The 20,178-nt window shown below is 66.0% G+C and carries 25 protein-coding genes; 8 read left to right on the top strand and 17 right to left on the bottom strand.

What is annotated here, in order from left to right:
- Window positions 1-20: 20 nt before the first annotated feature.
- From ACA097_RS23790 to ACA097_RS23780, 3 genes are read right to left on the bottom strand one after another with little or no spacing between them, the layout of a single operon-like run.
- Complete coding sequence (locus ACA097_RS23790) at window positions 21-1,253, bottom strand: MFS transporter (RefSeq protein WP_371366412.1); 1,233 nt, start codon at window positions 1,251-1,253, stop codon at window positions 21-23.
- A 19-nt stretch (window positions 1,254-1,272) separates the two neighbouring features.
- Window positions 1,273-1,719: a PaaI family thioesterase gene (locus ACA097_RS23785; protein ID WP_043253316.1), complete on the bottom strand. Its 447-nt coding sequence runs from the start codon at window positions 1,717-1,719 to the stop codon at window positions 1,273-1,275.
- A complete protein-coding gene (locus ACA097_RS23780) occupies window positions 1,716-2,180 on the bottom strand; it encodes a PaaI family thioesterase (RefSeq protein ID WP_043253317.1) in 465 nt (154 codons plus the stop codon). The genes ACA097_RS23785 and ACA097_RS23780 overlap by 4 nt, the downstream gene beginning before the upstream one ends.
- A 162-nt stretch (window positions 2,181-2,342) precedes the next feature.
- Between ACA097_RS23780 and ACA097_RS23775 the strand changes: the two genes are divergently transcribed.
- Window positions 2,343-2,555 (top strand): hypothetical protein, encoded by a 213-nt coding sequence (locus tag ACA097_RS23775; protein WP_043253318.1) that lies wholly within the window; start codon window positions 2,343-2,345, stop codon window positions 2,553-2,555.
- A 126-nt stretch (window positions 2,556-2,681) separates the two neighbouring features.
- Here the strand turns inward: ACA097_RS23775 and ACA097_RS23770 are convergent, their stop codons facing one another.
- Together ACA097_RS23770 and ACA097_RS23765 are read right to left on the bottom strand one after the other, a co-directional pair.
- Complete coding sequence (locus ACA097_RS23770) at window positions 2,682-2,948, bottom strand: transposase (RefSeq protein ID WP_371366410.1); 267 nt, start codon at window positions 2,946-2,948, stop codon at window positions 2,682-2,684.
- A 98-nt stretch (window positions 2,949-3,046) separates the two neighbouring features.
- A complete protein-coding gene (locus ACA097_RS23765; RefSeq protein ID WP_371366408.1) occupies window positions 3,047-3,817 on the bottom strand; it encodes a DUF599 domain-containing protein in 771 nt (256 codons plus the stop codon).
- Between the two features lie 232 nt (window positions 3,818-4,049).
- On the opposite strand from ACA097_RS23765, the gene ACA097_RS23760 reads away from it, so the two are divergent.
- On the top strand, window positions 4,050-4,247 hold the full coding sequence (locus ACA097_RS23760; RefSeq protein WP_043253319.1) for a hypothetical protein: 198 nt from the start codon (window positions 4,050-4,052) through the stop codon (window positions 4,245-4,247).
- Window positions 4,248-4,252: 5 nt separating this feature from the next.
- Here ACA097_RS23760 and ACA097_RS23755 read toward each other — a convergent pair whose 3' ends face one another.
- On the bottom strand, window positions 4,253-4,519 hold the full coding sequence (locus ACA097_RS23755) for a hypothetical protein (RefSeq protein ID WP_371366406.1): 267 nt from the start codon (window positions 4,517-4,519) through the stop codon (window positions 4,253-4,255).
- Window positions 4,520-4,712: 193 nt separating this feature from the next.
- Here ACA097_RS23755 and ACA097_RS23750 point away from each other — a divergent pair, with 193 nt between their 5' ends.
- Window positions 4,713-5,171, top strand: coding sequence for a hypothetical protein (locus tag ACA097_RS23750; protein ID WP_160288959.1), 459 nt, complete (start codon window positions 4,713-4,715; stop codon window positions 5,169-5,171).
- A gap of 72 nt (window positions 5,172-5,243) precedes the next feature.
- On the opposite strand, the gene ppk2 is transcribed toward ACA097_RS23750, so the two are convergent.
- From ppk2 to ACA097_RS23705, 9 genes are all read right to left on the bottom strand, one after another.
- Complete coding sequence (gene ppk2 / locus ACA097_RS23745) at window positions 5,244-6,158, bottom strand: polyphosphate kinase 2 (protein ID WP_371370564.1); 915 nt, start codon at window positions 6,156-6,158, stop codon at window positions 5,244-5,246.
- A gap of 181 nt (window positions 6,159-6,339) precedes the next feature.
- Window positions 6,340-6,792 carry a PaaI family thioesterase gene (locus ACA097_RS23740; RefSeq protein ID WP_371366404.1) on the bottom strand — a complete coding sequence of 151 codons (453 nt, stop codon included), beginning with the start codon at window positions 6,790-6,792 and terminating at the stop codon, window positions 6,340-6,342.
- Between the two features lie 109 nt (window positions 6,793-6,901).
- Window positions 6,902-7,300 carry a hypothetical protein gene (locus ACA097_RS23735; RefSeq protein WP_371366402.1) on the bottom strand — a complete coding sequence of 133 codons (399 nt, stop codon included), beginning with the start codon at window positions 7,298-7,300 and terminating at the stop codon, window positions 6,902-6,904.
- Window positions 7,301-7,454: 154 nt separating this feature from the next.
- Entirely contained in the window at window positions 7,455-7,931 is a 477-nt protein-coding gene (locus ACA097_RS23730; RefSeq protein ID WP_052355315.1) for a hypothetical protein, read from the bottom strand.
- Between the two features lie 216 nt (window positions 7,932-8,147).
- On the bottom strand, window positions 8,148-8,924 hold the full coding sequence (pstB, locus tag ACA097_RS23725; RefSeq protein ID WP_043257466.1) for a phosphate ABC transporter ATP-binding protein PstB: 777 nt from the start codon (window positions 8,922-8,924) through the stop codon (window positions 8,148-8,150).
- An 8-nt stretch (window positions 8,925-8,932) separates the two neighbouring features.
- A complete protein-coding gene (gene pstA / locus ACA097_RS23720; protein WP_043253323.1) occupies window positions 8,933-9,805 on the bottom strand; it encodes a phosphate ABC transporter permease PstA in 873 nt (290 codons plus the stop codon).
- The gene (pstC, locus tag ACA097_RS23715) at window positions 9,805-10,779 is read right to left on the bottom strand and encodes a phosphate ABC transporter permease subunit PstC (protein WP_167333394.1); all 975 of its coding nucleotides are present in this window, start codon (window positions 10,777-10,779) and stop codon (window positions 9,805-9,807) included. The genes pstA and pstC overlap by 1 nt, the downstream gene beginning before the upstream one ends.
- 95 nt (window positions 10,780-10,874) lie before the next feature.
- Window positions 10,875-11,891, bottom strand: coding sequence for a phosphate ABC transporter substrate-binding protein PstS (pstS, locus tag ACA097_RS23710; protein ID WP_084166666.1), 1,017 nt, complete (start codon window positions 11,889-11,891; stop codon window positions 10,875-10,877).
- Between the two features lie 333 nt (window positions 11,892-12,224).
- Entirely contained in the window at window positions 12,225-13,352 is a 1,128-nt protein-coding gene (locus ACA097_RS23705) for a M14-type cytosolic carboxypeptidase (RefSeq protein WP_371366399.1), read from the bottom strand.
- A 198-nt stretch (window positions 13,353-13,550) separates the two neighbouring features.
- Between ACA097_RS23705 and lpdA the strand changes: the two genes are divergently transcribed.
- From lpdA to ACA097_RS23680, 5 genes are all read left to right on the top strand, one after another.
- Window positions 13,551-14,951, top strand: a complete 1,401-nt coding sequence (lpdA, locus tag ACA097_RS23700; protein ID WP_371366397.1) for a dihydrolipoyl dehydrogenase — start codon at window positions 13,551-13,553, stop codon at window positions 14,949-14,951.
- Between the two features lie 251 nt (window positions 14,952-15,202).
- Entirely contained in the window at window positions 15,203-15,472 is a 270-nt protein-coding gene (locus ACA097_RS23695) for a hypothetical protein (protein ID WP_043253328.1), read from the top strand.
- A gap of 167 nt (window positions 15,473-15,639) precedes the next feature.
- Window positions 15,640-16,650 carry a GlxA family transcriptional regulator gene (locus tag ACA097_RS23690; RefSeq protein ID WP_371366395.1) on the top strand — a complete coding sequence of 337 codons (1,011 nt, stop codon included), beginning with the start codon at window positions 15,640-15,642 and terminating at the stop codon, window positions 16,648-16,650.
- Between the two features lie 26 nt (window positions 16,651-16,676).
- Window positions 16,677-16,919, top strand: coding sequence for a DUF1272 domain-containing protein (locus tag ACA097_RS23685; RefSeq protein WP_043253330.1), 243 nt, complete (start codon window positions 16,677-16,679; stop codon window positions 16,917-16,919).
- 10 nt (window positions 16,920-16,929) lie between these two features.
- Window positions 16,930-18,114: an MFS transporter gene (locus tag ACA097_RS23680; RefSeq protein WP_160287611.1), complete on the top strand. Its 1,185-nt coding sequence runs from the start codon at window positions 16,930-16,932 to the stop codon at window positions 18,112-18,114.
- On the opposite strand, the gene ACA097_RS23675 is transcribed toward ACA097_RS23680, so the two are convergent.
- Together ACA097_RS23675 and ACA097_RS23670 are read right to left on the bottom strand one after the other, a co-directional pair.
- Window positions 18,111-18,758 (bottom strand): glutathione S-transferase family protein, encoded by a 648-nt coding sequence (locus ACA097_RS23675; RefSeq protein ID WP_371366392.1) that lies wholly within the window; start codon window positions 18,756-18,758, stop codon window positions 18,111-18,113. The genes ACA097_RS23680 and ACA097_RS23675 overlap by 4 nt on opposite strands.
- Before the next feature lie 51 nt (window positions 18,759-18,809).
- On the bottom strand, window positions 18,810-20,132 hold the full coding sequence (locus ACA097_RS23670; protein WP_371366389.1) for an APC family permease: 1,323 nt from the start codon (window positions 20,130-20,132) through the stop codon (window positions 18,810-18,812).
- Window positions 20,133-20,178 lie beyond the last annotated feature (46 nt).

Here is a 20,178-nt window from a genome sequence, read left to right as displayed (position 1 = left end):
AGGGCTTGCCATCGGCACGATCAAGGGGCGAGGAGTTCGACCTGGACGATTTCGTCGGGACGCAGGCTGTAGCTGACCTCTCCCGGGCCGCTGAGAACCTGACGGATGACCAGCCGACCTTCCTGGTCGAGGCCGGTGAAGATGCCCTGGGCGCTGCGCCCGCTCTCGGTGGTCACGCGCATGCTGCGGTTGATGAAGCGTTGCGGATCGGCCTGCAGGCGCTCGATCGGCAACAGGCCATAGGCCGGACGGGGCGCCGGCGCGCGGACCGCAGTCGTCGGCTCGGCCGGTTTGCTCGCCGCCGGGTGCGTAGAGCGCTTGGGATAGTGATCGTCGCGCACCGCCCAGCCACGGTTTTCGCTGCGCTGCAACGACAATTCCAGCTGTTCGGCGCGACCATCCAGGGTGAAAGCCACTGGCAGCGCCAGCTCATGACGTTGCAGGTCGACGTGCGGCAAGGGCGACAGCGCCACGACGTTGTCCGGGAAGCGCCGCTCGAGATAGTCGCGCGCCACGTAGGCCAGCGTATCGAGCGAGTCGTAGTGGGTATCCACCACGCCGTTGCGGTAGCGCAGGCGGTCGGTATAGAGCTCGACCTCGCCGGTCAGGGAAGTCCGGTACTCGGTGGGCAGCACCAGGTGGAAGACCCCGCGCAGGCGGTTCGGTGCCTCCGGCTGCAGGTCCAGGTGCAGGCTGTAGCCATGGTTCAGGCGGCGGGCCTCGGGCAGGTCGCTGTCCGGCGCCAGCCAGCTGATTTCCACGTCGGGCAACGGACCCTTGTCTTCCGGCAGCACGTCCAGGCGCAGTGCGCCCGTAACCGGCTGGCGCAGGCGAATCTGCAATTCGCGGCGGGCGTAGAAGTCATCGCCCTCGCGCAGGCTCAATACGCCGTCGATCAATTCCGCCTGCTGCGGCGCGAAGGGTTTGCCGTCGAGTTCGCCGCGCAGGGCGATGGCCAGGTCCGGCACCGCCGTTTCGCTGCGCAGCCATTGCAGGCGCAGGATGGCTTCCAGGCGCGCGCTGTCATGGCTGGCGAGCATGGCCAGGCCGACCACCAGCGGAATGCCGCCCAGCGCGCCGAGCACCACGGCCTTGCGCCCGTAATCCCAGTGGCGCGCGAGGAACAACGGAGCCAGCGGCGGCAGCACGCACGCCAGGCCCCAAAGCGGACCGCGTTCGAAGGCGAGGATGATCAGCCAGACGTAGCCGGCGAGGATCAGCAGCAGGCCGGCGAGGATCAGCAGCGTATCCATCGGAGCGCTCCCGCCCGGCTCAGGCGCCGTCGACCTTGAAGTGCGCGCGGGCGGTGGCGATGGGCTCGCCGCGGGTGGTCTGCCAGGCGCTGATGGCGACGTTGGTCACCCGCCGGCCCTGGCGCCAGACCTGGCACTGCGCGTAGGTATCGCGGAAGTGCCCGGCGCGCAGGTAGTCGATGGAGAAGTCGATGATCTTCGGCAGATGCGGCATGTCCATGAACATCAGCAGGTGCAGCATCGCCGCATGTTCCATGAAGCCGGCGATCACGCCGCCATGCAGCGCCGGCAGGGTCGGGTTTCCGATGTTGTCGCGGGCGGCAGGCAGGTGGAAGATCACGTCCTCGCCCAACTGCAGGCAGCGCATGCCGATGAGCCGGGCGTAGGGAATGCTTTCCAGCAGCGGCGCGAAGTCGCTGTTCTGCCGGCACTGGAGTATCAGCTGTTCGAAACTCGACGTGCTCATGCGCCCGCCCCCTTCTCCGCCGTCCGCGCACCCACGCTCTTGCCCAGGCGCATGAAGGTGCCGACCACGTGGGCGATGGGCTGCTCGGGATCGTCCTGGTAGGCGATGCCGCGGGTGAAGATGATGTTCGGCGTAACGCGGTAGCACTCGGCGAAGCCGAAGACATCCTTGTGCGGCTCCGCCGGGTGCATGTAGTCGATGCGCAGGTCCAGGGTCGGGCAGATCTCGAACTCCGGCAGCACGCAGAGCGTGGAGATGCCGCAGGTGGTGTCCATCAGGGTGGTGATGGCGCCGCCGTGGATCACGCCGGTTTCCGGGTTGCCGACGATGGCCTCGCTGTAGGGCAGGCGCAGGGTCAGCCCCTTGGCGTCAGCCGCGTGTGCGCTGATGCCCAGCACCTGGCAATGGCGCAGCACCGCGAGAAAGCGCTCGACGCGCTCTAGAAGGAGGGTTTCGCTCATGAGGATCGGGTCGCCGGTTTGCTGAAGCGCGCATCATACTCCGCTGCCAGGAGTCGCAGCAGCGATAAATCACCGGCTTGGCGCAACCTTACATGGAACTTCTAAGACAAGTCTCAACTCCAAGCTGCACGTCCCAGGAATGCCGCACAAGGAGGCTCCACGATGAAAAAGACCCTTACCGTTGCTCTGCTGCTGGCCGCCGGCCTGACCCTCGCCGGTTGCAACAAGAAAGAGGAGCCCAAGGCTCCACCGGCCGCTGAGCAACCAAGCGCCCCGGCTGCCGCGCCGACCACCCCGCCGGCCAACGAAGCCGCTCCGGCCGCCCCGGCCCCGAGCACTCCGGCCCCGGCCGGCGAGGAGCCGAAGCAGCAGTAAGCTCCACCCGTAACGCACAAGGCCCGCATTCCAGACTGTGTGAAAACACGCTGTGAGCAAGGCTAATCAAACGCCCCGACTGGTTCGGGGCGTTTGCTTTTCTGAGGGCTCAGCCCATCAACTCGATCAGGCGCCGAGCACCGAGCACCTGGATCGCGCGCTTGAGGTTGTAGGCCTGTACTGCCAGGGCCATTTCCGTAGTAAGTCGGCCGGATCATAGGCCGGGCGTCCAACCTTGCTCGCCTGCGCCTTGCTGAAGCCAAGTCGCTGCAGATCCAGTCGCGCCACATAGGCCTCGATCACGCGGATCAGATGTTCTTCAGGGACCCACTCATCCAGCGACACTGGAAACAAGCTGCCCTGATCACGCCCTTCACCGCGGATATAGCCCATGAACGAAAATGCCCGTATCGATCGATACGGGCATTGTCTTTGGCTTGTGCTCAGACGGCTAGGTTTTCACACAGTCTGTGATGCGGGCCTTGTCGTTCTCAGCAGTTGTCTTTTACTGCTTCACCTGTCGTCGAGTGCGACGGAGCCGGGGTCAGGGTCGGGGTGTAGACCATCACCTTGAGCACGTCGGAATGGAACTCGCGCTGGTAGAGGACGCCGACCACGCCGGCACTGACCAGCATGAACAGCCAGGGGTTGATGAACCAGGCCAGCATCCCCAGGCCGAAGTAGTAGGAACGCAGGCCCTGGTTGAACTGGTGCGCCGCCATCGAAACCACCCGCGCGGCGCGTTCGGCGAAGGCCTTGCGCTCCAGCTCGCCGACATGCCGTTCGCCGATCAGCGGCGCCGAGCCCACCAGTACCGCGGCGAAGTTGTACTGGCGCATGCACCAGCTGAAGGTGAAGAAGGCGTAGACGAACAGCACCGCGAGGCACAGCAACTTCAGCTCGGACAGGCCGCGGGTCGGCGGCATGACGAACGGCAGGTCGTTCAGCACCGACAGGGTGCGCTCCGCCGAGCCCAGCAGGGTGAGCACACCGGCGATGATGATCAGGGTGCTGGAGGCGAAGAACGAGGCGTTGCGCTCCAGGTTGCCGATCACGCTGGCGTCGGCCACGCGGTTGTCGCGCAGCAGCAGGCGGCGCATCCAATCCTCGCGATACAGGTGCAGCACGCTCGCCAGGCAGGCGGTGTCGCGCGCCTTCCAGCTTGCGTAGCGGGTATAGCCCACCCAGCAGAGCAGGAACCAGAGCACCGCCAACAGGTTCCACAGGTACTGGATATCGAAGAGATCGACGACGTCGGTCATGGCATTCCTTGAGTGCTCCGGGCTGGCCGGAACGGGATTGAGCGGAGTCCGCGGAAAAGGCGCCAGATAGACGCAAGAAGTCGGCGACGAGACACGTGTTATGCGTAAATCGCAGACTTTCCCGTCACTGCGCAGCAAATGCCGGCAGGTTCAGCGCCGGTTCAGTGTTTGGTCAGGTGGCGTTCAGGCAGTCCGCCGGAGAATGACGATCACTGAACCGGAGAGCTCAACCATGTATGTCGAACTGCTGACCAAGACTTTGAAAGACACCCTGCTGACCGTCTCCGAGCGCAACGAACGCGCCGCCAGCACCCTGCTCTACGCAACCTACGGCCAGGCCCAGGACGACTCCGAGCTGATCCTGCAGGTGGTCGTCGATCTGCAGCAGCAGGCCGAGCAACTGCGCAAGCTAAGCCAGTCGCTGCAATAAGTGGCTCAGTTTTCCGAAGAATCGCTGCTCGCCGTTTCCGGGACCAGGGGCAGGTGCTCGCGGCGTGGGAACAGGCGCCCGTCGGCAGGCGGCGAGATGGCGGGCGGACGCGGCAGGAAACACTGCACGCCCGGATGGCTGGACACGTACTGACGGGCCGCCTCCAGACAGGCGACGGCCTCTTCCTCGCTGTTGCACACGATGAAGAACGTCCCCAGGAAGACCTTCCATACGGGCGGATCACCATCGATCTGTTCGATCCGGATGTCCATGCGCCAAGCGTAGCCGAGCGCCCGGCGTCGACCGCGCAGTTCATCGGCTGCGCAGCACTGACCTAGACTTCGGCAACCGCCCGGCGCTATCCGCGCCCCGCTTCCGCGGCTCGTCCGGCCGTCCTGCCCCGGTGTTTCCGCCACCTTTGCCGGAGGTCACAGCATGTCCCCTACCCACCCCCGATTCGCGTGTATGTTGCTCGTCGCCTTGCCGCTCGTCGCCACGGCAGCCATGCAACTCACCCCCGCCGATAGCAGCGCAGCCTTCAAGGCCGCAGGGTTCACCCTCAAGGGCAAGGATTGGCGCAGCGATTGCGACGATGGCAGCCCGTCCTATACCCCGGCGAGCCTCGACCAGGTGGCGGATTTCAATGGCGACGGACGCCCCGAGGCGCTCATCAGCGAAGGCGGGACCAATTGCTACGGCGCGACGGGCGCCGGCTATCGACTCGTCAGCAAACAGGCCGACGGCAGCTGGAAGCTGGTGACCGGCGGCACCGGCATGGTGACCATCCTGGGCAGCAAGGGCGTCGGCGGCTGGCCGGATATCGAAGTGGGCGGGCCGGGCTTCTGCTTCCCGGTGGAACGCTGGAACGGCAAGGAATACAAGCTGCACGGCTACCAGTACGAAGGCAAAGCGTGCAAACCGTAGGGCGTACAACCGTTCGCGGTTGTACGCTGTGATCGATGGGTTTCGCTGCGCTCAACGCTATCCTACGGGCGATCAATAAACCTCCGGCACCAGCATTTCCCGCGGCGTCGGGATGCGCACGTAATCGGCGTTTCGCTGCCGTGCCGGCAGCTGCACCGCCGGATGCTCGATGTCCTCGTAGGGAATCTGCCCGAGCAGGTGATGAATGCAGTTCAGCCGTGCGCGCTTCTTGTCGTCGGCCTGCACCACCCACCAGCGCGCCTCGGGTATGTGGGTGCGTTCGAGCATGATTTCCTTGGCCTTGGTGTAGGCCTCCCAGCGCCGCCGCGACTCCAGGTCCATGGGGCTGAGCTTCCACTGCTTGAGCGGGTCGTGGATGCGGCTGAGGAAACGCAGGTGCTGCTCGTCGTCGCTGATCGAGAACCAGTACTTGATCAGCTGGATGCCCGAACGCGCGAGCATGCGCTCGAACTCCGGCACGCTGCGGAAGAACTCCTCGTACTGCTCGTCGCTGCAAAAGCCCATCACCCGCTCGACGCCGGCGCGGTTGTACCAGCTGCGGTCGAACAGCACGATCTCCCCCGCCGCCGGCAGGTGCGAGACATAGCGCTGGAAGTACCACTGGGTCTGCTCGCGGTCGTTCGGCGCGGGCAACGCGGCGACCCGGCACACGCGCGGGTTGAGGCGCTGGGTGATGCGCTTGATGACCCCGCCCTTCCCCGCCGCGTCGCGGCCTTCGAAGAGGATCACCACCTTGTGCCCGCTCTTCACCACCCAGCTCTGCAGCTTCACCAACTCGCCCTGCAGGCGGAACAGCTCGCGGAAGTAGCGCTGGCGCGCCAGGCGCGCCTCGAAATCATCCAGGGTGCCGGTGGGCAGACCGTCCAGGTCGTAGAGGTCCTGCCACTCCAGTTCGAGCGCTTCGTCGAGATCGTCGAGGGACTCACGGCGAATTCGCTGGGGCAGGGTCTTGTCGTTCAGCAGCATGATCATCGCAGGCAGGAAGGGTTGGGCCGTCAATGGCGCCGTCACTCGGAGGTGACAGTTTGATGACGGAAAAATGTAGTGACGCCTGATGACAAAATCATGACAAATGCGCTTGTGAACGCACGAAAACCTGCGAGCCAGAGCGGTTGGTGAATACCGGACGACTGTAGGAGCGCCTGGCTCAGGCGTCGGCCAGCGGACGCGGCTTGTTCTGGTACTTGAAGGTGCCCGAGGCCGTCGCCACCGTCTCGCCGGCGGCATTGCGCACCTCCGCCTCGCAGAAGGCGATAGAGCGCGTGCGATGGCGCACGCTGCCGAAGGCTTCGAGGACTTCGCCGACATCGCCGCCCGGCCGGAGAAAGCTGGTCTTCATCTCGACGGTCACACAGCCGCGACCCTGCTCGTCGGCGTGGCTGCAGGCCAGCGCCATGGCAACGTCGAGCAGGCTCATGAGCACGCCGCCGTGGGCATTGTTCCAGCCGTTGAGATGCTCGCGCCCCACCTGAAGCACCAGGTGGCCGTCGCCGCCATCCTCCCCCGCCGGCTGGTAGCGGAAATTCAGGTGGTCGAGCAGCGGAATGTCGATGCCACGGAACTGGGTGTAGGACTGCAACTGGGTCGGGTCGATGGGCATGGCTGATCCTGGCAGGAGTGGCTGGCGAGGCGCGGGCGAATGACCGCCAGCGCGCATTTCACCCGATCGACCGGGTGGCGCGTATCACTCCTTCGGATGAATCGGCGCTTCAGCGACGCTTGTGCTTGAGCGTGCCGGCACTGCGCAATTCCACGGCCTGAACGAAGAGTTCGTCGACCATCAGGCTCGGGATGGGGGTGTCGCTGAGCAGCGACAGGCTCATGCCATCGATGCCGTGGGTGTATTCCAGGCGGGCGACGCCGCACAGCAGGATGCGCTGGTTGAAGGCCGGGCGACCGCGGTCGATTAGCTGCTCGCGGGTCTGTTCGCCGTCCTGGTAGCTGAGCTTCAGGGTCACTGGCTGGTCGCCAGTGCCGGCCAGGTGGAGCCAGGCGGCGATATTGAAATCGGCACGCCAGCCGCGCCCGAACTTCTTCGGCACGGCCTGCTGGATCAGGTGCGTGGGCACCTGGCCGATGAATTTGCTGTGGGAGGCGGAAGACGACATCTGGCTACGCGGGAACGGGGCTATTGCGGACGACCGAGTCTACGGCAGGGCTTTCAGGGTTGCTGTCGGCACCCTGTAGCAAGTCGTATCGGCCTTGATACACGGCTGCACCCGGCGCGAACGGGCCAGCGCCAGGCGCAACGCCTTGGCGGGGTCAACCGAACAGATCGAAGGAAGGCTGTTTTCGTTCACCGCTGTACATCTGCATCAGGGCCACCGGAGTGGCAGTGGGAGCGACCGGCTGGCTGCCGGCGTCGGCCTGCAACTTGATCTTTTCCCTGATGCGCTGGGCGATCTCGTTCTCGACCTTCTCCCGATCCGCGGGCGACATGGCGTCGAGCTGGTCCTGGGTGACGTTCATCTCCTTCATGACGCCGTAGCGCAGCTTTTCGCCGGGGCTGAGCTTCATGTAGGCGAGGAAATCGTCCAGGGCGCCGCCGGTGTCGCTGGCGGCCGAGGCGGAGGATGCTACCGCGCCGGCCGAAGCGCCGCTCGTACCGCTCGTCGCGCGGCTATCCGCGGCGCTGCCGGCCTCGGCCAGCAGGCTGGCGAACTCGCTGGCGCCGGCGACGACGCCGCGCACCACCTTGCCGGCGAGGTTCAGCGCACTCAGACCACTGATGATGTTCACGGATGGCACTCCCGGCACGATGGAAACTTCGTATCAGGCAAGAAACACACCAGTGAGCAGGGCCGTGTCCGACGCGGGGCGGCCAGGCGGCAAGCGGCAAATCCTTGCCGCCCAGCGGCCGGCGATTGCCGGAACCGGCACGCAGCTGCCAGGCGCAGGTACGAAAACGCCCGCCCCGGATCGCTCCGGGGCGGGCGTCTGCCGAAGACCTATCGATCAGCCGAAGCGGCCGGTGATGTAGTCCTCGGTCTGCTCCTTGGCCGGCTTGGTGAACAGCGTGTCGGTGTCACCGAACTCGATCAGGTCGCCGAGGAACATGAAGGCGGTGTAGTCCGAGCAACGCGCAGCCTGCTGCATGTTGTGGGTCACGATGACCACGGTGAACTCCTGCTTGAGCTCGGTGATCAGCTGCTCGATGCGCCCGGTGGAGATCGGGTCCAGCGCCGAGGTCGGTTCGTCGAGCAGCAGCACCTGCGGCTTCAGCGCGATGGTGCGGGCGATGCACAGACGCTGCTGCTGGCCGCCGGAGAGGCCCTGGGCGTTGTTCTTCAGCTTGTCCTTCACCTCGTCCCACAGGGCCGCGCCGCGCAGGGCCTGCTCGACGCGATCGTCCATCTCGCGGCGCGAGACTTTCTCGTGGTGGCGAATGGCGTAGGCGATGTTCTCGTAGATGGTCATCGGGAACGGCACCGGCTTTTGGAACACCATGCCGACCTGGCTGCGCAGGCGGTTCATGGAGTAACCGGGGGCCAGGATGTTCTCGCCGTTGAGGATCACCTCGCCGCGCGCTTCCTGTTTCGGGTACAGGGAGTAGATGCGGTTGAAGATGCGCAGCAGGGTCGACTTGCCGCAGCCGGACGGGCCGATGATCGCGGTGATGCACTTCTCCGGGATGTCCATGTTGATGGACTTCAGGGAGCGGTGTTCGCCGTAGAAGAACTCCAGGTCGCGAACCTTGATCTTGGTGCGTTCGGCGGTAATGGGGTTGGTCATGCTGGTCATCAGGATGCCCTATTGCGCAAGAGGATGAGACGGGAGGTCAGGCTGAGCATCAGTACGAAGAGCGTCAGCACCAGGGCACCGGCCCAGGCGAGGGCGTGCCAGTCGTCGAAGGGGCTCATGGCGTACTGGAAGATCACTACCGGTACGTTGGCCATGGGTTTGAGCAGGTCGCTGCTCCAGAACTGGTTGCCGAAGGCGGTGAACAGCAGCGGCGCGGTTTCGCCGGTGATGCGCGCCAGCGCCAGCAGGATGCCGGTGACCACCCCGGCGCGAGCGGCGCGCAGGATGATCTGCAGGGTCAGCTTCCATTGCGGCACGCCGAGGGCCAGCGCGGCTTCGCGCATGGTGGTCGGCTGCAGCTGGAGCATCTCGTCGGTGGTCCGCACCACCACCGGGATCACCAGCAGCGCCAGGGCCAGGGCGCCGGCGATGGCGGAGAAGCCGATGCGATGGTCGCTGAGGTAGTTCAGCGGCAGGATCACGCTGGTATAGACGAACAGACCCAGCACGATCGACGGAGCCGACAGCAGGATGTCGTTGATGAAGCGCACCACCATGCCCATGCGGGTGTGGCGGGCGTATTCAGCCAGCCAGATGCCGGCCATCAGGCCGATCGGCGTGCCGATCAGCAGCGCCAGCAGGCTCATCAGCGCGCTGCCGTAGAAGGCGTTGGCCAGGCCACCCTCGGTGCCCGGCGGCGGGGTCATCTTGGTGAACAGGTCGAGGTTCAGCGCGCTGACACCGTGGCTGATGGTGGTCAGCAGGATCCACGCCAGCCACATCAGGCCGAACAGGGTTGCGCCACAGCTGAGAACCATCGCGATGTTGTTCTTCAGCGCACGCATGCGGTAAAGGCTTTCGTTGCCGCTCATCAGAGGCCCTCCTTCTTGGACAGGCGCAACAGCATCAGGCGCGCCGCGGCGAGAACGACGAAGGTGACCACGAACAGCAGGAAGCCCAGGGCGATCAGCGAGGAGCGGTGCAGGTCGGTGTAGGCCTCACTGAACTCGTTGGCGATCACCGAGGCGATGGACGAGCTGGGCATCATCAGCGATGCCGAGAACTGCTGGGAGTTGCCCAGCACGAAGGTCACCGCCATGGTTTCGCCGAGGGCGCGGCCGAGGCCGAGGAAGATGCCGCCGACCACCGCCGAGCGGGTGTACGGCAGGACGATGTCCCAGACCACTTCCCAGGTGGTGTTGCCCAGGGCGTAGGCCGACTCCTTGAGGGTGGTCGGTACGCTGTGGAACACCTCGTTCATCACCGAGGTGATGAAGGGAATGATCATGATCGCCAGGACGATGCCGGCGCTGAGCATGCCGATGCCCAGCGGCGGGCCCTGGAACAGGCCGCCGATCAACGGCAACGCGCCCAGGTAATCGTTGATCCCGGGCGCCAGGTGCTCGGCCATGAACGGGCCGAAGATGAACAGGCCCCACATGCCGTAGATGATCGACGGAATACCGGCGAGCAACTCGACTGCAGCCGCCACCGGCATGCGCAGCCAGGTGGGCGCGAGCTCGGTGAGGAAGATGGCGATGCCGAAACTGACCGGCACGGCGATCAGCAGGGCGAGGAAGGAGGTCACCAGGGTGCCGTAGATCGGTACCAGGGCGCCAAACTGGTTGTTCACCGCATCCCATTTGGTGCTGGTGAGGAAATCCAGGCCAAAGGTCGTGAAGGCCAGGCTGCCGCCCCAGAGGGTGGAGCCGGCGACACCGGCCAGCAGCAGCAGTACGAGGACTGCGGCGCCGAACATGGAATTGCGGAACCAGCGGTCGTGGCGCTGATCGCGCAAGGCACGGTCCTCCGCCTCTTTGGCGGACTGCAGACTGTCGATGCTCATGGTCTGGGAGGATTGGGTAGACATCGGTTCATCCAAGCAAGCGAACCGCCGCCAAGGAGTGCACTCCCGGGCGGCGGTCCAAGTCATTCACTCGATCAGCGAGCGAAGTCCGACTTCCAGTAGCCTTCGATGCGCTCGACCAGGGACTTCGGCAGAGCGACGTAGTCCAGGGAAGCGGCTTGTTGCTGGCCGTTCTCCAGGGACCACTTGAAGAAGTGGAAGGCCGCAGCGGCCTGCTCAGCGTTCTTCGGTTGCTTGTACATGATGATCCAGGTGGTGGCGGTGATCGGCCACGCGTTGTCGCCCGGAGCGTTGGTCATGATCAGGTTGAAGTCCTTGGCGCTCGACCAGTCAGCGGTGTCGGCAGCAGCCTGGAAGGCCTTGGCGTTCGGCTCGACGAACTTGCCGGCGGCGTTCTTCAGCGAGGCGTAGGACATCTTGTTCTGCAGGGCGTAGGCGTACTCGACGTAGCCGATGGAGTTCTTGACCTGCTTCACGTAGGCGGAAACGCCTTCGTTACCCTTGCCGCCCATGCCAACCGGCCAGGGTACGGTGGTGCCGAAGCCGACCTTTTCTTTCCACTCGGCGCTGGCCTTGGACAGGTAGTTGGTGAAGTTGAAGGAGGTGCCCGAGCCGTCCGAACGGTGTACGACGGTGATCTTGGCAGCCGGCAGCTTCAGGTCCGGGTTCAGGGCGGCGATGGCCGGATCGTTCCAGTCGGTGATCGAGCCCATGAAGATCTTGCCGAGCACTTCGCCGTCCAGGCGCAGTTTGCCCGGGGCGACGCCTTCGAGGTTGACCACCGGCACGATGCCGCCGATCACGCTCGGGAACTGGCCCAGGCCAGCGGCCTTCAGGTCGTCGGCGGACAGCGGGGCGTCGGAGGCGCCGAAGTCAACGGTAGCGGCCTTGATCTGGGCGATGCCGCCGCCGGAGCCGATCGATTGGTAGTTGATGCGATTGCTGGAGCTCTTGCTGTATTCCTGCGACCACTTGGACAGGACCGGGTAGACGAAGCTCGAGCCGGCGCCGGTAACATCGGTGGCATGGGCCAGGCCGGTCAGGGCCATGGAAGCCAGCAGCACAGACAAGCGGGTTTTGCTAAGCAGCATCACGTCAATTCCTCAATATGGGAGGGAGGCTGGGAACGCCCCAGCAGTTGGAAGACGAGATCATTAAATGCTCTTAATGTGACTCTCTTATGACAGTCAGATTAATAATCCGCGTAATGGCCAGCTGATGTCAGCAAGGGGCATTGCGGCCCTCCGGATCCCGCGCGCCAGACCGCCCGCGCGCCCTCTCCGGCATTGCCGATGGGCCTGCATCCACAGGCAGGGGTGGATGCGAAGCGGGGGCCATTGCGCCCCCACATGTCCTTGATGTGACGACCTCTCCGCCCGCGAGGCCCACCCGTCGGAGTCGGCATCGCGCGGCGGCGTCGCCCTTCAGCGCAGTTCGTTGACCAGGCTCGCCAGGGTCGAGAGCACAGCGCCGGCCAGCTTCTTCGCCCGCGCGCCGCTCCAGCCGGTGCGGGCATCAGGCGACAGGTCGTGGTCCTTGAACGGCATTTCCAGGGTCAGCGACAGGCACTGGTAGGTTTCGCCGACGAAGTTGCAGGCCAGCGTCATGTTCGCCTGGCCCGGCTCGTCATGCGGATAGCCATGCACGCTCTGGAACTCGCCGCGCGCTTCCAGCCCCGCGCGGAATGCCTGCTCCAGATGCGCTTGACGCGGGCTGTAGCCGGGGTTGCCCTCGCAGGCGGCGGCGAAGACGTAGGGGATCTCCTCGTCGCCGTGGATGTCGAGGAACAGGTCCACGCCGTACTGGCGCATCTGCTCCTGGACGAACAGCACTTCCGGACTCGCCTCGGCGCTGGGCGCCTGCCAGGCGCGGTTGAGGTCGGTGCCTGCGGCATTGGTACGCAGATGGCCGCGGAAGGCGCCGTCAGGGTTCATGTTCGGCACCAGGTACAGCTCGGCCTGTTCGAGCAGCCCGTTGAGCTCCGCGTCATCGCGCTGGCGCAGGCGCTCGATCAGCCCTTCCATGAACCACTCGGCCATGTGCTCGCCGGGGTGCTGCTGGGCGATCAACCAGAGCTTGCGCGAAGCCTGCGGGTTGCGACGGACGCGCAGCAGCTCGATGTCGCGCCCCTCGATGCTCTTGCCGGTGGCGATCAGCTCGGCGCCGGCTTCCTCGACGGCAGTGCGGATCAGCGCGGCGTGGCGCTCGCGGCTGTACGGCTCGAAATAGGCGAACCAGGCCTGCGGCTGCTCGGCGTCGAGGCTGAAGTGCAGGCCTTCCTCGTCGAAGCGCGTCGGTACGCGGAACCAGTCGCGCTGGTCTAAGGAAGCCACCGCGCGGTAGCCCGGCCAGCCGCCCTTGTAACTCGATTGCCCGGCGTTGGTCAGGCAGAACTCATAGCGCTGGCCCGGCTGCAGGCCGTCGGCGCGGAAGTGGAACCACTGGAAATGCGGGCTCTTCAGGTCGGGGCGCAGCGCCAGACGCACGTTCTGCGGGTTACTGGCGTCGATGACCTGGATGTTGCCGCTGTCGAAGTCGCAACGAATGTCCATGCGTCCTCCCGGGACTGCGAAAAAAAACAGGGCGCTATCTTCCTGCGCCGGGCCGCCGCTGTCACGGCCTCTGACGATCGAAGGCGCTTGGCGGCAATACTTATATTATGCTCATAATACAAACAGCAGCGACTCGCCTGGCCAATGGCCGGCCAGCCGCTAACCTCGATGGACTCGCCTCTAACCTGGAGAACACCCATGAGCGACTACGACGTCATCGTCATCGGCGGCGGTCCGGGCGGCTACAACGCCGCCATCCGCGCCGGCCAGCTGGGCCTGAAGGTGGCCTGCGTGGAGGGCCGCGAAACCCTCGGCGGCACCTGCCTGAACGTCGGCTGCATGCCGTCCAAGGCGCTGCTGCACGCCTCCGAACTGTACGAGGCGGCCAGCGGCGGCGAGTTCGCCCGCCTCGGCATCCAGGTCACGCCGAGCCTGGACCTGGCGCAGATGATGAAACAGAAGGACGAGAGCGTGACCGCGCTGACCAAGGGCGTGGAGTTCCTCTTCCGCAAGAACAAGGTCGAGTGGATCAAGGGTTGGGGCCGCCTCGACGGACCGGGCAAGGTGGTGGTCAGCGCCGCCGACGGCTCCAGCAGCAGCCACACGGCGAAGAACGTGATCATCGCCACCGGCTCCGAACCTACTCCGCTGCCGGGCGTGACCATCGACAACAAACGCATCCTCGACTCCACCGGCGCCCTTTCGCTGCCGGAAGTGCCCAAGCACCTGGTGGTGATCGGCGCCGGGGTGATCGGCCTGGAGCTGGGCTCGGTCTGGCGCCGCCTGGGCGCCGAGGTGACTGTCCTGGAATACCTCGACCGCATCTGTCCGGGCATGGACGACGAGACGGCGAAGACCTTCCAGCGCGCCCTGACCAAGCAGGGCATGAAGTTCCGCCTGGGCAGCAAGGTGACCCAGGCCAAGGCCACGGCGAAGCAGGTCAGCCTGCAGGTCGAGCCGGCCGCAGGCGGCGCCGCCGAAGCCATCGAAGCGGACTACGTACTGGTCGCCATAGGTCGTCGCCCCTACACCCAAGGCCTCGGCCTGGAAACCGTCGGCCTGCAGGTCGACAAGCGCGGCATGCTCGCCAATGAGCACCTGCGCAGCGGCGTGCCGGGCGTCTGGGTGATCGGCGACGTCACCGCCGGCCCGATGCTGGCGCACAAGGCCGAGGAAGAAGCCGTCGCGGTGGCCGAGCTGATCGCCGGCAAGGCCGGAGAGGTCAACTACGACGTCATCCCCGGCGTCATCTACACCTCCCCGGAAGTGGCCACCGTGGGCAAGACCGAGGAACAGCTCAAGGCCGAAGGCCGCACCTACAAGGTCGGCAAGTTCCCCTTCACGGCCAACAGCCGGGCGAAGATCAACCACGAGACCGAAGGCTTCGTGAAGGTCCTGGCGGACGAGCGCAGCGACGAAATCCTCGGCGTGCACATGGTCGGGCCGAACGTTGGCGACATGATCGCCGAGTTCTGCGTGGCCATGGAGTTCGCCGCCGCTTCCGAGGACGTGGCGCGCACCTGCCACCCGCACCCGACCCGCTCCGAGGCCCTGCGCCAGGCGGCGATGGCAGTGGAAGGCTGGGCCATGCAGGCGTGAAAAACCGCTGCGACGCATAGGCGCACCCCGCGACCGCGCCGCAAGCCGCGTCGCAGAAGCCCTGCAGGGGGATTGCCCGGTACATTGCCGGCAATCCCCCTGTTTTTTTAGCGACAACTCTGTTCACAAAAGCGACAACGGCTGTGACTTTCCATGTGGCTGCAAACATCCATTGGCTGTACGAACGGGCGGATCACGCGGTCCCGCCCCACCTAACAGCGATGGATGAACCACGCAGCGAGTGTAACGCCATGAACGCACCCCTTCGTTTCAACGAGGCTCTGCTGATCACCGGACGAGCCTTCCAGCCCTTCCAATGCGTCACCTGGATCGACCAGGTCGGCGATGGCAGCCTCGACCTCTCGGTCGTCGACCGCACCGGTACCCGCCTGCTCGGCTTGACCCGCATTTCCTCCGCGGACTACTCCGACCCAGCACGCCTGGCCGACCTGCTGACTCAGGCCCGCGAGGAGCTGAACCGCGACGGCTACCGCCTGCAGGAATGGCACATGCCCGAGTGATGCTCCGGCATCCCCAACGAAAAGCCCGGCCCAACGCCGGGCTTTTTCGTTTCCGCCGTTCCTGGCGTACCGGCACAGGGTTTGCCTGGCAATATCTGTGGGGCATATGACATTGAAGCCATCCTCGGCCCGGCGCACACTCGCGCCATTAACGAGGGAGCCCCACCATGGACAAGCCGCGCCGCATCGCCAGCCTGATCTACCCGGACGTCATGAGCCTCGACGTCACCGGGCCGCTGCAGGTGTTCGCCTCGGCGAATGTCGAACGCCAGCGCCAGGGCTTGCCTGCCGCCTATGAAATCCTCGTGCTCGGCGAGCAAGCCGGCCCGGTGCCTACCTCCGCTGGCCTGCGCATTTACACCGATGCGGCCTGGCGTGAGACGCCCCTTTCCAGCCTCGACACCTTGCTGATCCCCGGTGGCGCCGGCGTCACCGAACAGCGCGGGAACACCGCCCTGCTCGCCTGGCTGCATAGCGCCGAGCGCGAAGTGCGCCGCCTCGGCTCGGTGTGCTCGGGTGCGCTGCTGCTGGCCGCCGCCGGCGTGCTCGACGGGCGTAGCGCCACCACCCACTGGGCGGACGTCGACAACCTGCGCGAGTGCTATCCCTCGGTGCACGTCCAGGGCGACCGCCTGCACACCTACGATCCGAGCCGGCGCGACGGCGACGATCACGTCTTCACCTCCGCCGGTGTCACTGCCGGCATCGACCTCGCCCTCGCATTGGTCGAGGCCGACCTTGGCCGGCCAATCGCCCTCGCTGTCGCACGGCGCCTGGTGATGTTCCTCAAACGCCCCGGCGGCCAGGCGCAGTTCAGCACCTGGCTGACTCCCGAGCCGGTCCGCGCGCCGCGCCTGGCAGCGTTGCTGGAATGGATCCCGGCCAACCTTGGCGCCGATCTCTCGCTGGAAGCCCTGGCCGAACAGGCGTGCATGAGCCCGCGCACGCTCTCGCGGGTATTCATCAGCGAACTGGGCCTGGCGCCGGGCCGCTACGTCGAGAAAGTGCGCCTGGAGGCTGCGCGCGCCCTGCTGCAGGACGCCCAGGCGTCCATCGGCACGGTCGCCCGGCTTTGCGGCTTCGGCCACCCGGAGAACCTGCGCCGCACCTTCCACAAACACCTGTCGGTCAGCCCCCAGGAATACGCCGAACGCTTCGGCCTGCTCGCCGACGCCTGACTCTCCCCCCACAGAAGGACCTCGCCATGCTCGAACTTCGCCCCAACTGCGAATGCTGCGACCGCGACCTGCCGCCAGAAAGCACGGACGCGCGCATCTGCACCTACGAATGCACTTTCTGCAGCGACTGCGCCGAGAACGTACTCGGCGGCAGCTGCCCGAACTGTGCGGGCGAGTTGCTGCAACGGCCGCGGCGCCCGGCGGCGATGCTGGCGAAGGACCCGGCCTCGACCGAACGGGTGCTCAAGCCCGGCGGCTGCCAGCGCTGAGGAAACGACCATGCTCCTGCTGCGCAATGCCGCCCTGCGGCTGCTGTTCCTCGGCCAGGCGCTGTACTGGTCCTGCTCGCTGATCGGCATCACCCTGACCTCGCTGATCGGCGCGCAACTGGCGCCGATCAACGCCCTGGCGACCCTGCCCCTGGCCTTGCTGGTACTCGGCAACCTGCTGGCGGTACAGCCGCTGTCGCTGTTCATGCAGCGCCACGGCCGACGTCCGGGGCTGATGCTCGGCGCCGCCTGCGGCGTAGCCGGCGGGCTGGTCTGCGCCCTCGGCGTGCAAGTCGGCTCGTTCTGGTTGCTGTGCCTGGGTTCCCTGCCGATCGGTGCCTACCAGGCTTCGGCGATGTACTACCGCTTCGCCGCCCTGGAAGCGGTCGGCGAAGCGCAGAAGGGTCGCGCCAGCGCCTATGTGTTCGGCGGCGGCGTGCTGGCTGCGCTGCTCGCCCCGAGTCTCGCGCTGTGGTCGCGTAACGCCCTGCCGACGCCGTTCGTCGGCGCCTACCTGGCGATTGCAGGCCTCGCCGTCGCCGGGCTGCTGACCATGGCCCGACTGCGCGAAGGCGCCGCCCCGCGTCCGGCACGCAGCAGCCTGGCGGCCATGCGCGAACTGCTCGGCCGGCCGCTGGTGCGCGCCGCCATCGCCTGTTCCGCCGCCGGCCACGGGCTGATGATCCTGATCATGAACGCCACGCCGCTGGCCATGCAGTTCTGCGGCCTGCCGCTGAAGGACTCGGTGAGCGTGATCCAGTGGCACATCCTCGGCATGTTCCTCCCGGCCTTCGTCGCCGGCCCTCTGATCGACCGCATAGGTAGCCGCCGCGTGGCCCTGCTCGGCATCGCCACCCTCGCGGCCAGCGCCGGCATCGCCTTGGGCGGGCTGTCCACGGCGCACTTCCTGGTCAGCTCGCTGCTGCTCGGGCTGGGCTGGAACCTGCTGCTGGTGGCCGGCACCACCCTGCTCGGCGAAGGCCACAGCGAGGCCGAACGCGGCCAGGCCCAGGGGCTGATGGAACAGGGCAACAGCCTGATGGCCGCCGCCATGTCGCTCAGCTCTGGCGCGCTCATCACCGGCCTCGGCTGGAGCGCAGTCAACCTGCTGGTCTGGCCGGTGCTGCTGTTCGCCCTGACGCTGCTCTGGCCAGCCTGGAGGCAATCGCCGGTGACCTCGCGAGACGCCCTCTAGCCCCTGCCGGCCGCCGCAGCATGCTGCGCGGCCCATTGCGCGTCGCGCTCGGCAACCCGGGCGAAGACCGGGCGCGAAGTGACCCTCGCGATGTAGCCCTCGATGGCCGGGGTCTTCGGCACTATGCCGAAGTGCGTGGTCCAGGCCAGCGCCGAACCCCAGAGCACGTCAGCGGCGGTAAAGCGCTCGCCGAGCAGGTACGGGCCCTTGGCCAATTGCTCGTCGATCACCTTGATCACCGTCTCGAAGTCGCCGTAGGGGCTGCGGTTGCGCGGCGCCGGCTCGCGGCCCAGGGAACGGTCGGTGACCGCCGGCTCGAAGCTCGAACCGTAAAACACCAGCCAGCGCAGGTAGGGTCCGCGCAGCGGATCGCCGATGGCCGGGGCGAGGCCGGCCTCCGGGTAGAGATCGGCCAGGTAGATGTAGACGGCGCCCTGCTCGGTCACCAGCGCCTCGCCGTGGCGAATGGCCGGGACCTTGCCCATCGGGTTGATGGCCAGGTAGGCCGGCTGGCGTTGCTCGTCGGCCTGCATGTTGAGCAGCTGCAGGTCGTAGTCGGCGCCCAGTTCCTCCAGCAACGCCAGGGTGCCGGAGGAGCGGGTCTGCGGGGAGTGATAGAAGGTGACGCGGCGGTCGGCGCTCATCGCGGCGGTCCTGCTTGCGGCCAAGGGAGCCGCAAGCATAGACCTTCAACGTCAGGCTTCCTCGAAGTGCATCTCCGGCGGCTGCTGGCGGAATCCGCCGGTCAGCAGGCCCAGGTAGATGACGCCGACGGTCAGCCAGGACAGGCCCAGGTAGATCGCCAGGTGATCGAGGCTGACCATCAGCCAGAGGTCGGCGACCAGGCCGATCAGCGGGAACAGCAGGAACAGCACCAGCTCGCGCGGGCCGCGCTGCTTGCCGCCGATCCAGTAGTGGAAGATCACCGACAGGTTCACCAGGCTGAAGGCCAGGAACGCGCCGAAGTTGATGAACGAGGTCGAGGTGGTCACGTCCATCTCCAGCGCCAGCAGGGCCACCACGCCGCACAGCACGATGCTGCCTACCGGGGTGCCGAAGCGCTCGCTCAGCGTGCCGAAGAAGGCCTTGGGCAGCACGCCGTCGCGGCCCATGGCGAACAGCAGGCGCGAAGCGCTGGCCTGGGCCGACAGGCCGGAGGTGAACTGGCCGACGATCAGGCCGATGAGGAAGAGGCTGACGAACAGGTCGCCGCCGATGTTGCGGGCGATCTCGTAGGCCGCCGAGTCGGCATTCTGGAACTCGATGGACGGGTGCGCGAGCTGCACGAAGTAGCTGGCGGCGATGAAAATGAAGCCGCCGATCAGGGTAATCAGCAGGATGGCGCGCGGGATGTTCTTGCGCGGCTCATGGGTTTCCTCGGTGAGGGTGCTGACCGCGTCGAAGCCGAGGAACGAATAGCAGGCGATGGCCGCGCCGCTCATGATCAACGGGAACTGTACGCCGTCCTTGAAGAACGGCTGCAGCGACCACAGCGGCTTGCTCGGATCGCCCAGCACGTAATGCACCGCCAACACGACGAAGGCCGCGAGAACCAGGAACTGCACCAGCATCAGCACGTTGTTGACGCTCTTGGCCAGGTTCAGGCCGATTACGTTGATCGCCGTGGTCACGCCGATGAAGGCCAGCACCCAGAGCGCCTGCGGCACCGCCGGGAAGGCCGAGTGCAGGTAGGCGGCGCCGATCAGCCAGATGGCCATGGGCAGGAACAGGTAGTCGAGCAGCACGCCCCAACCGGCGAGGAAGCCCAGTTTCGGGCTGATCGACTTGCGCACATAGGTATAGGCCGAACCGGCCACCGGGAAGGCGGCGGCCATGCGCCCGTAGCTGAGCGCCGTGAAGAGCATGGCCACAGAGGCCACCAGGTAGGCCGAGGGCACCAGGCCCTGGGTGGTCTCGGCGAGGATGCCGAAGGTGCCGAGCACGATGATCGGGGTCATGTAGGCGATGCCGAAAAGCACCACCGAACCCAGGGACAGCGTCCGCTTGAGTCGAGCCATTACTGATTACTCCGAGTTGTGGTTGTTATGGCAGAGTCGAAATCGA

Origin of the sequence: Pseudomonas sp. QL9 (assembly GCF_041409665.1) — a bacterium.
Lineage (GTDB): Bacteria > Pseudomonadota > Gammaproteobacteria > Pseudomonadales > Pseudomonadaceae > Pseudomonas > Pseudomonas knackmussii.
Note: the sequence above shows the minus strand (reverse complement) of the source record. Positions and strands in the feature narration are given on the sequence as shown.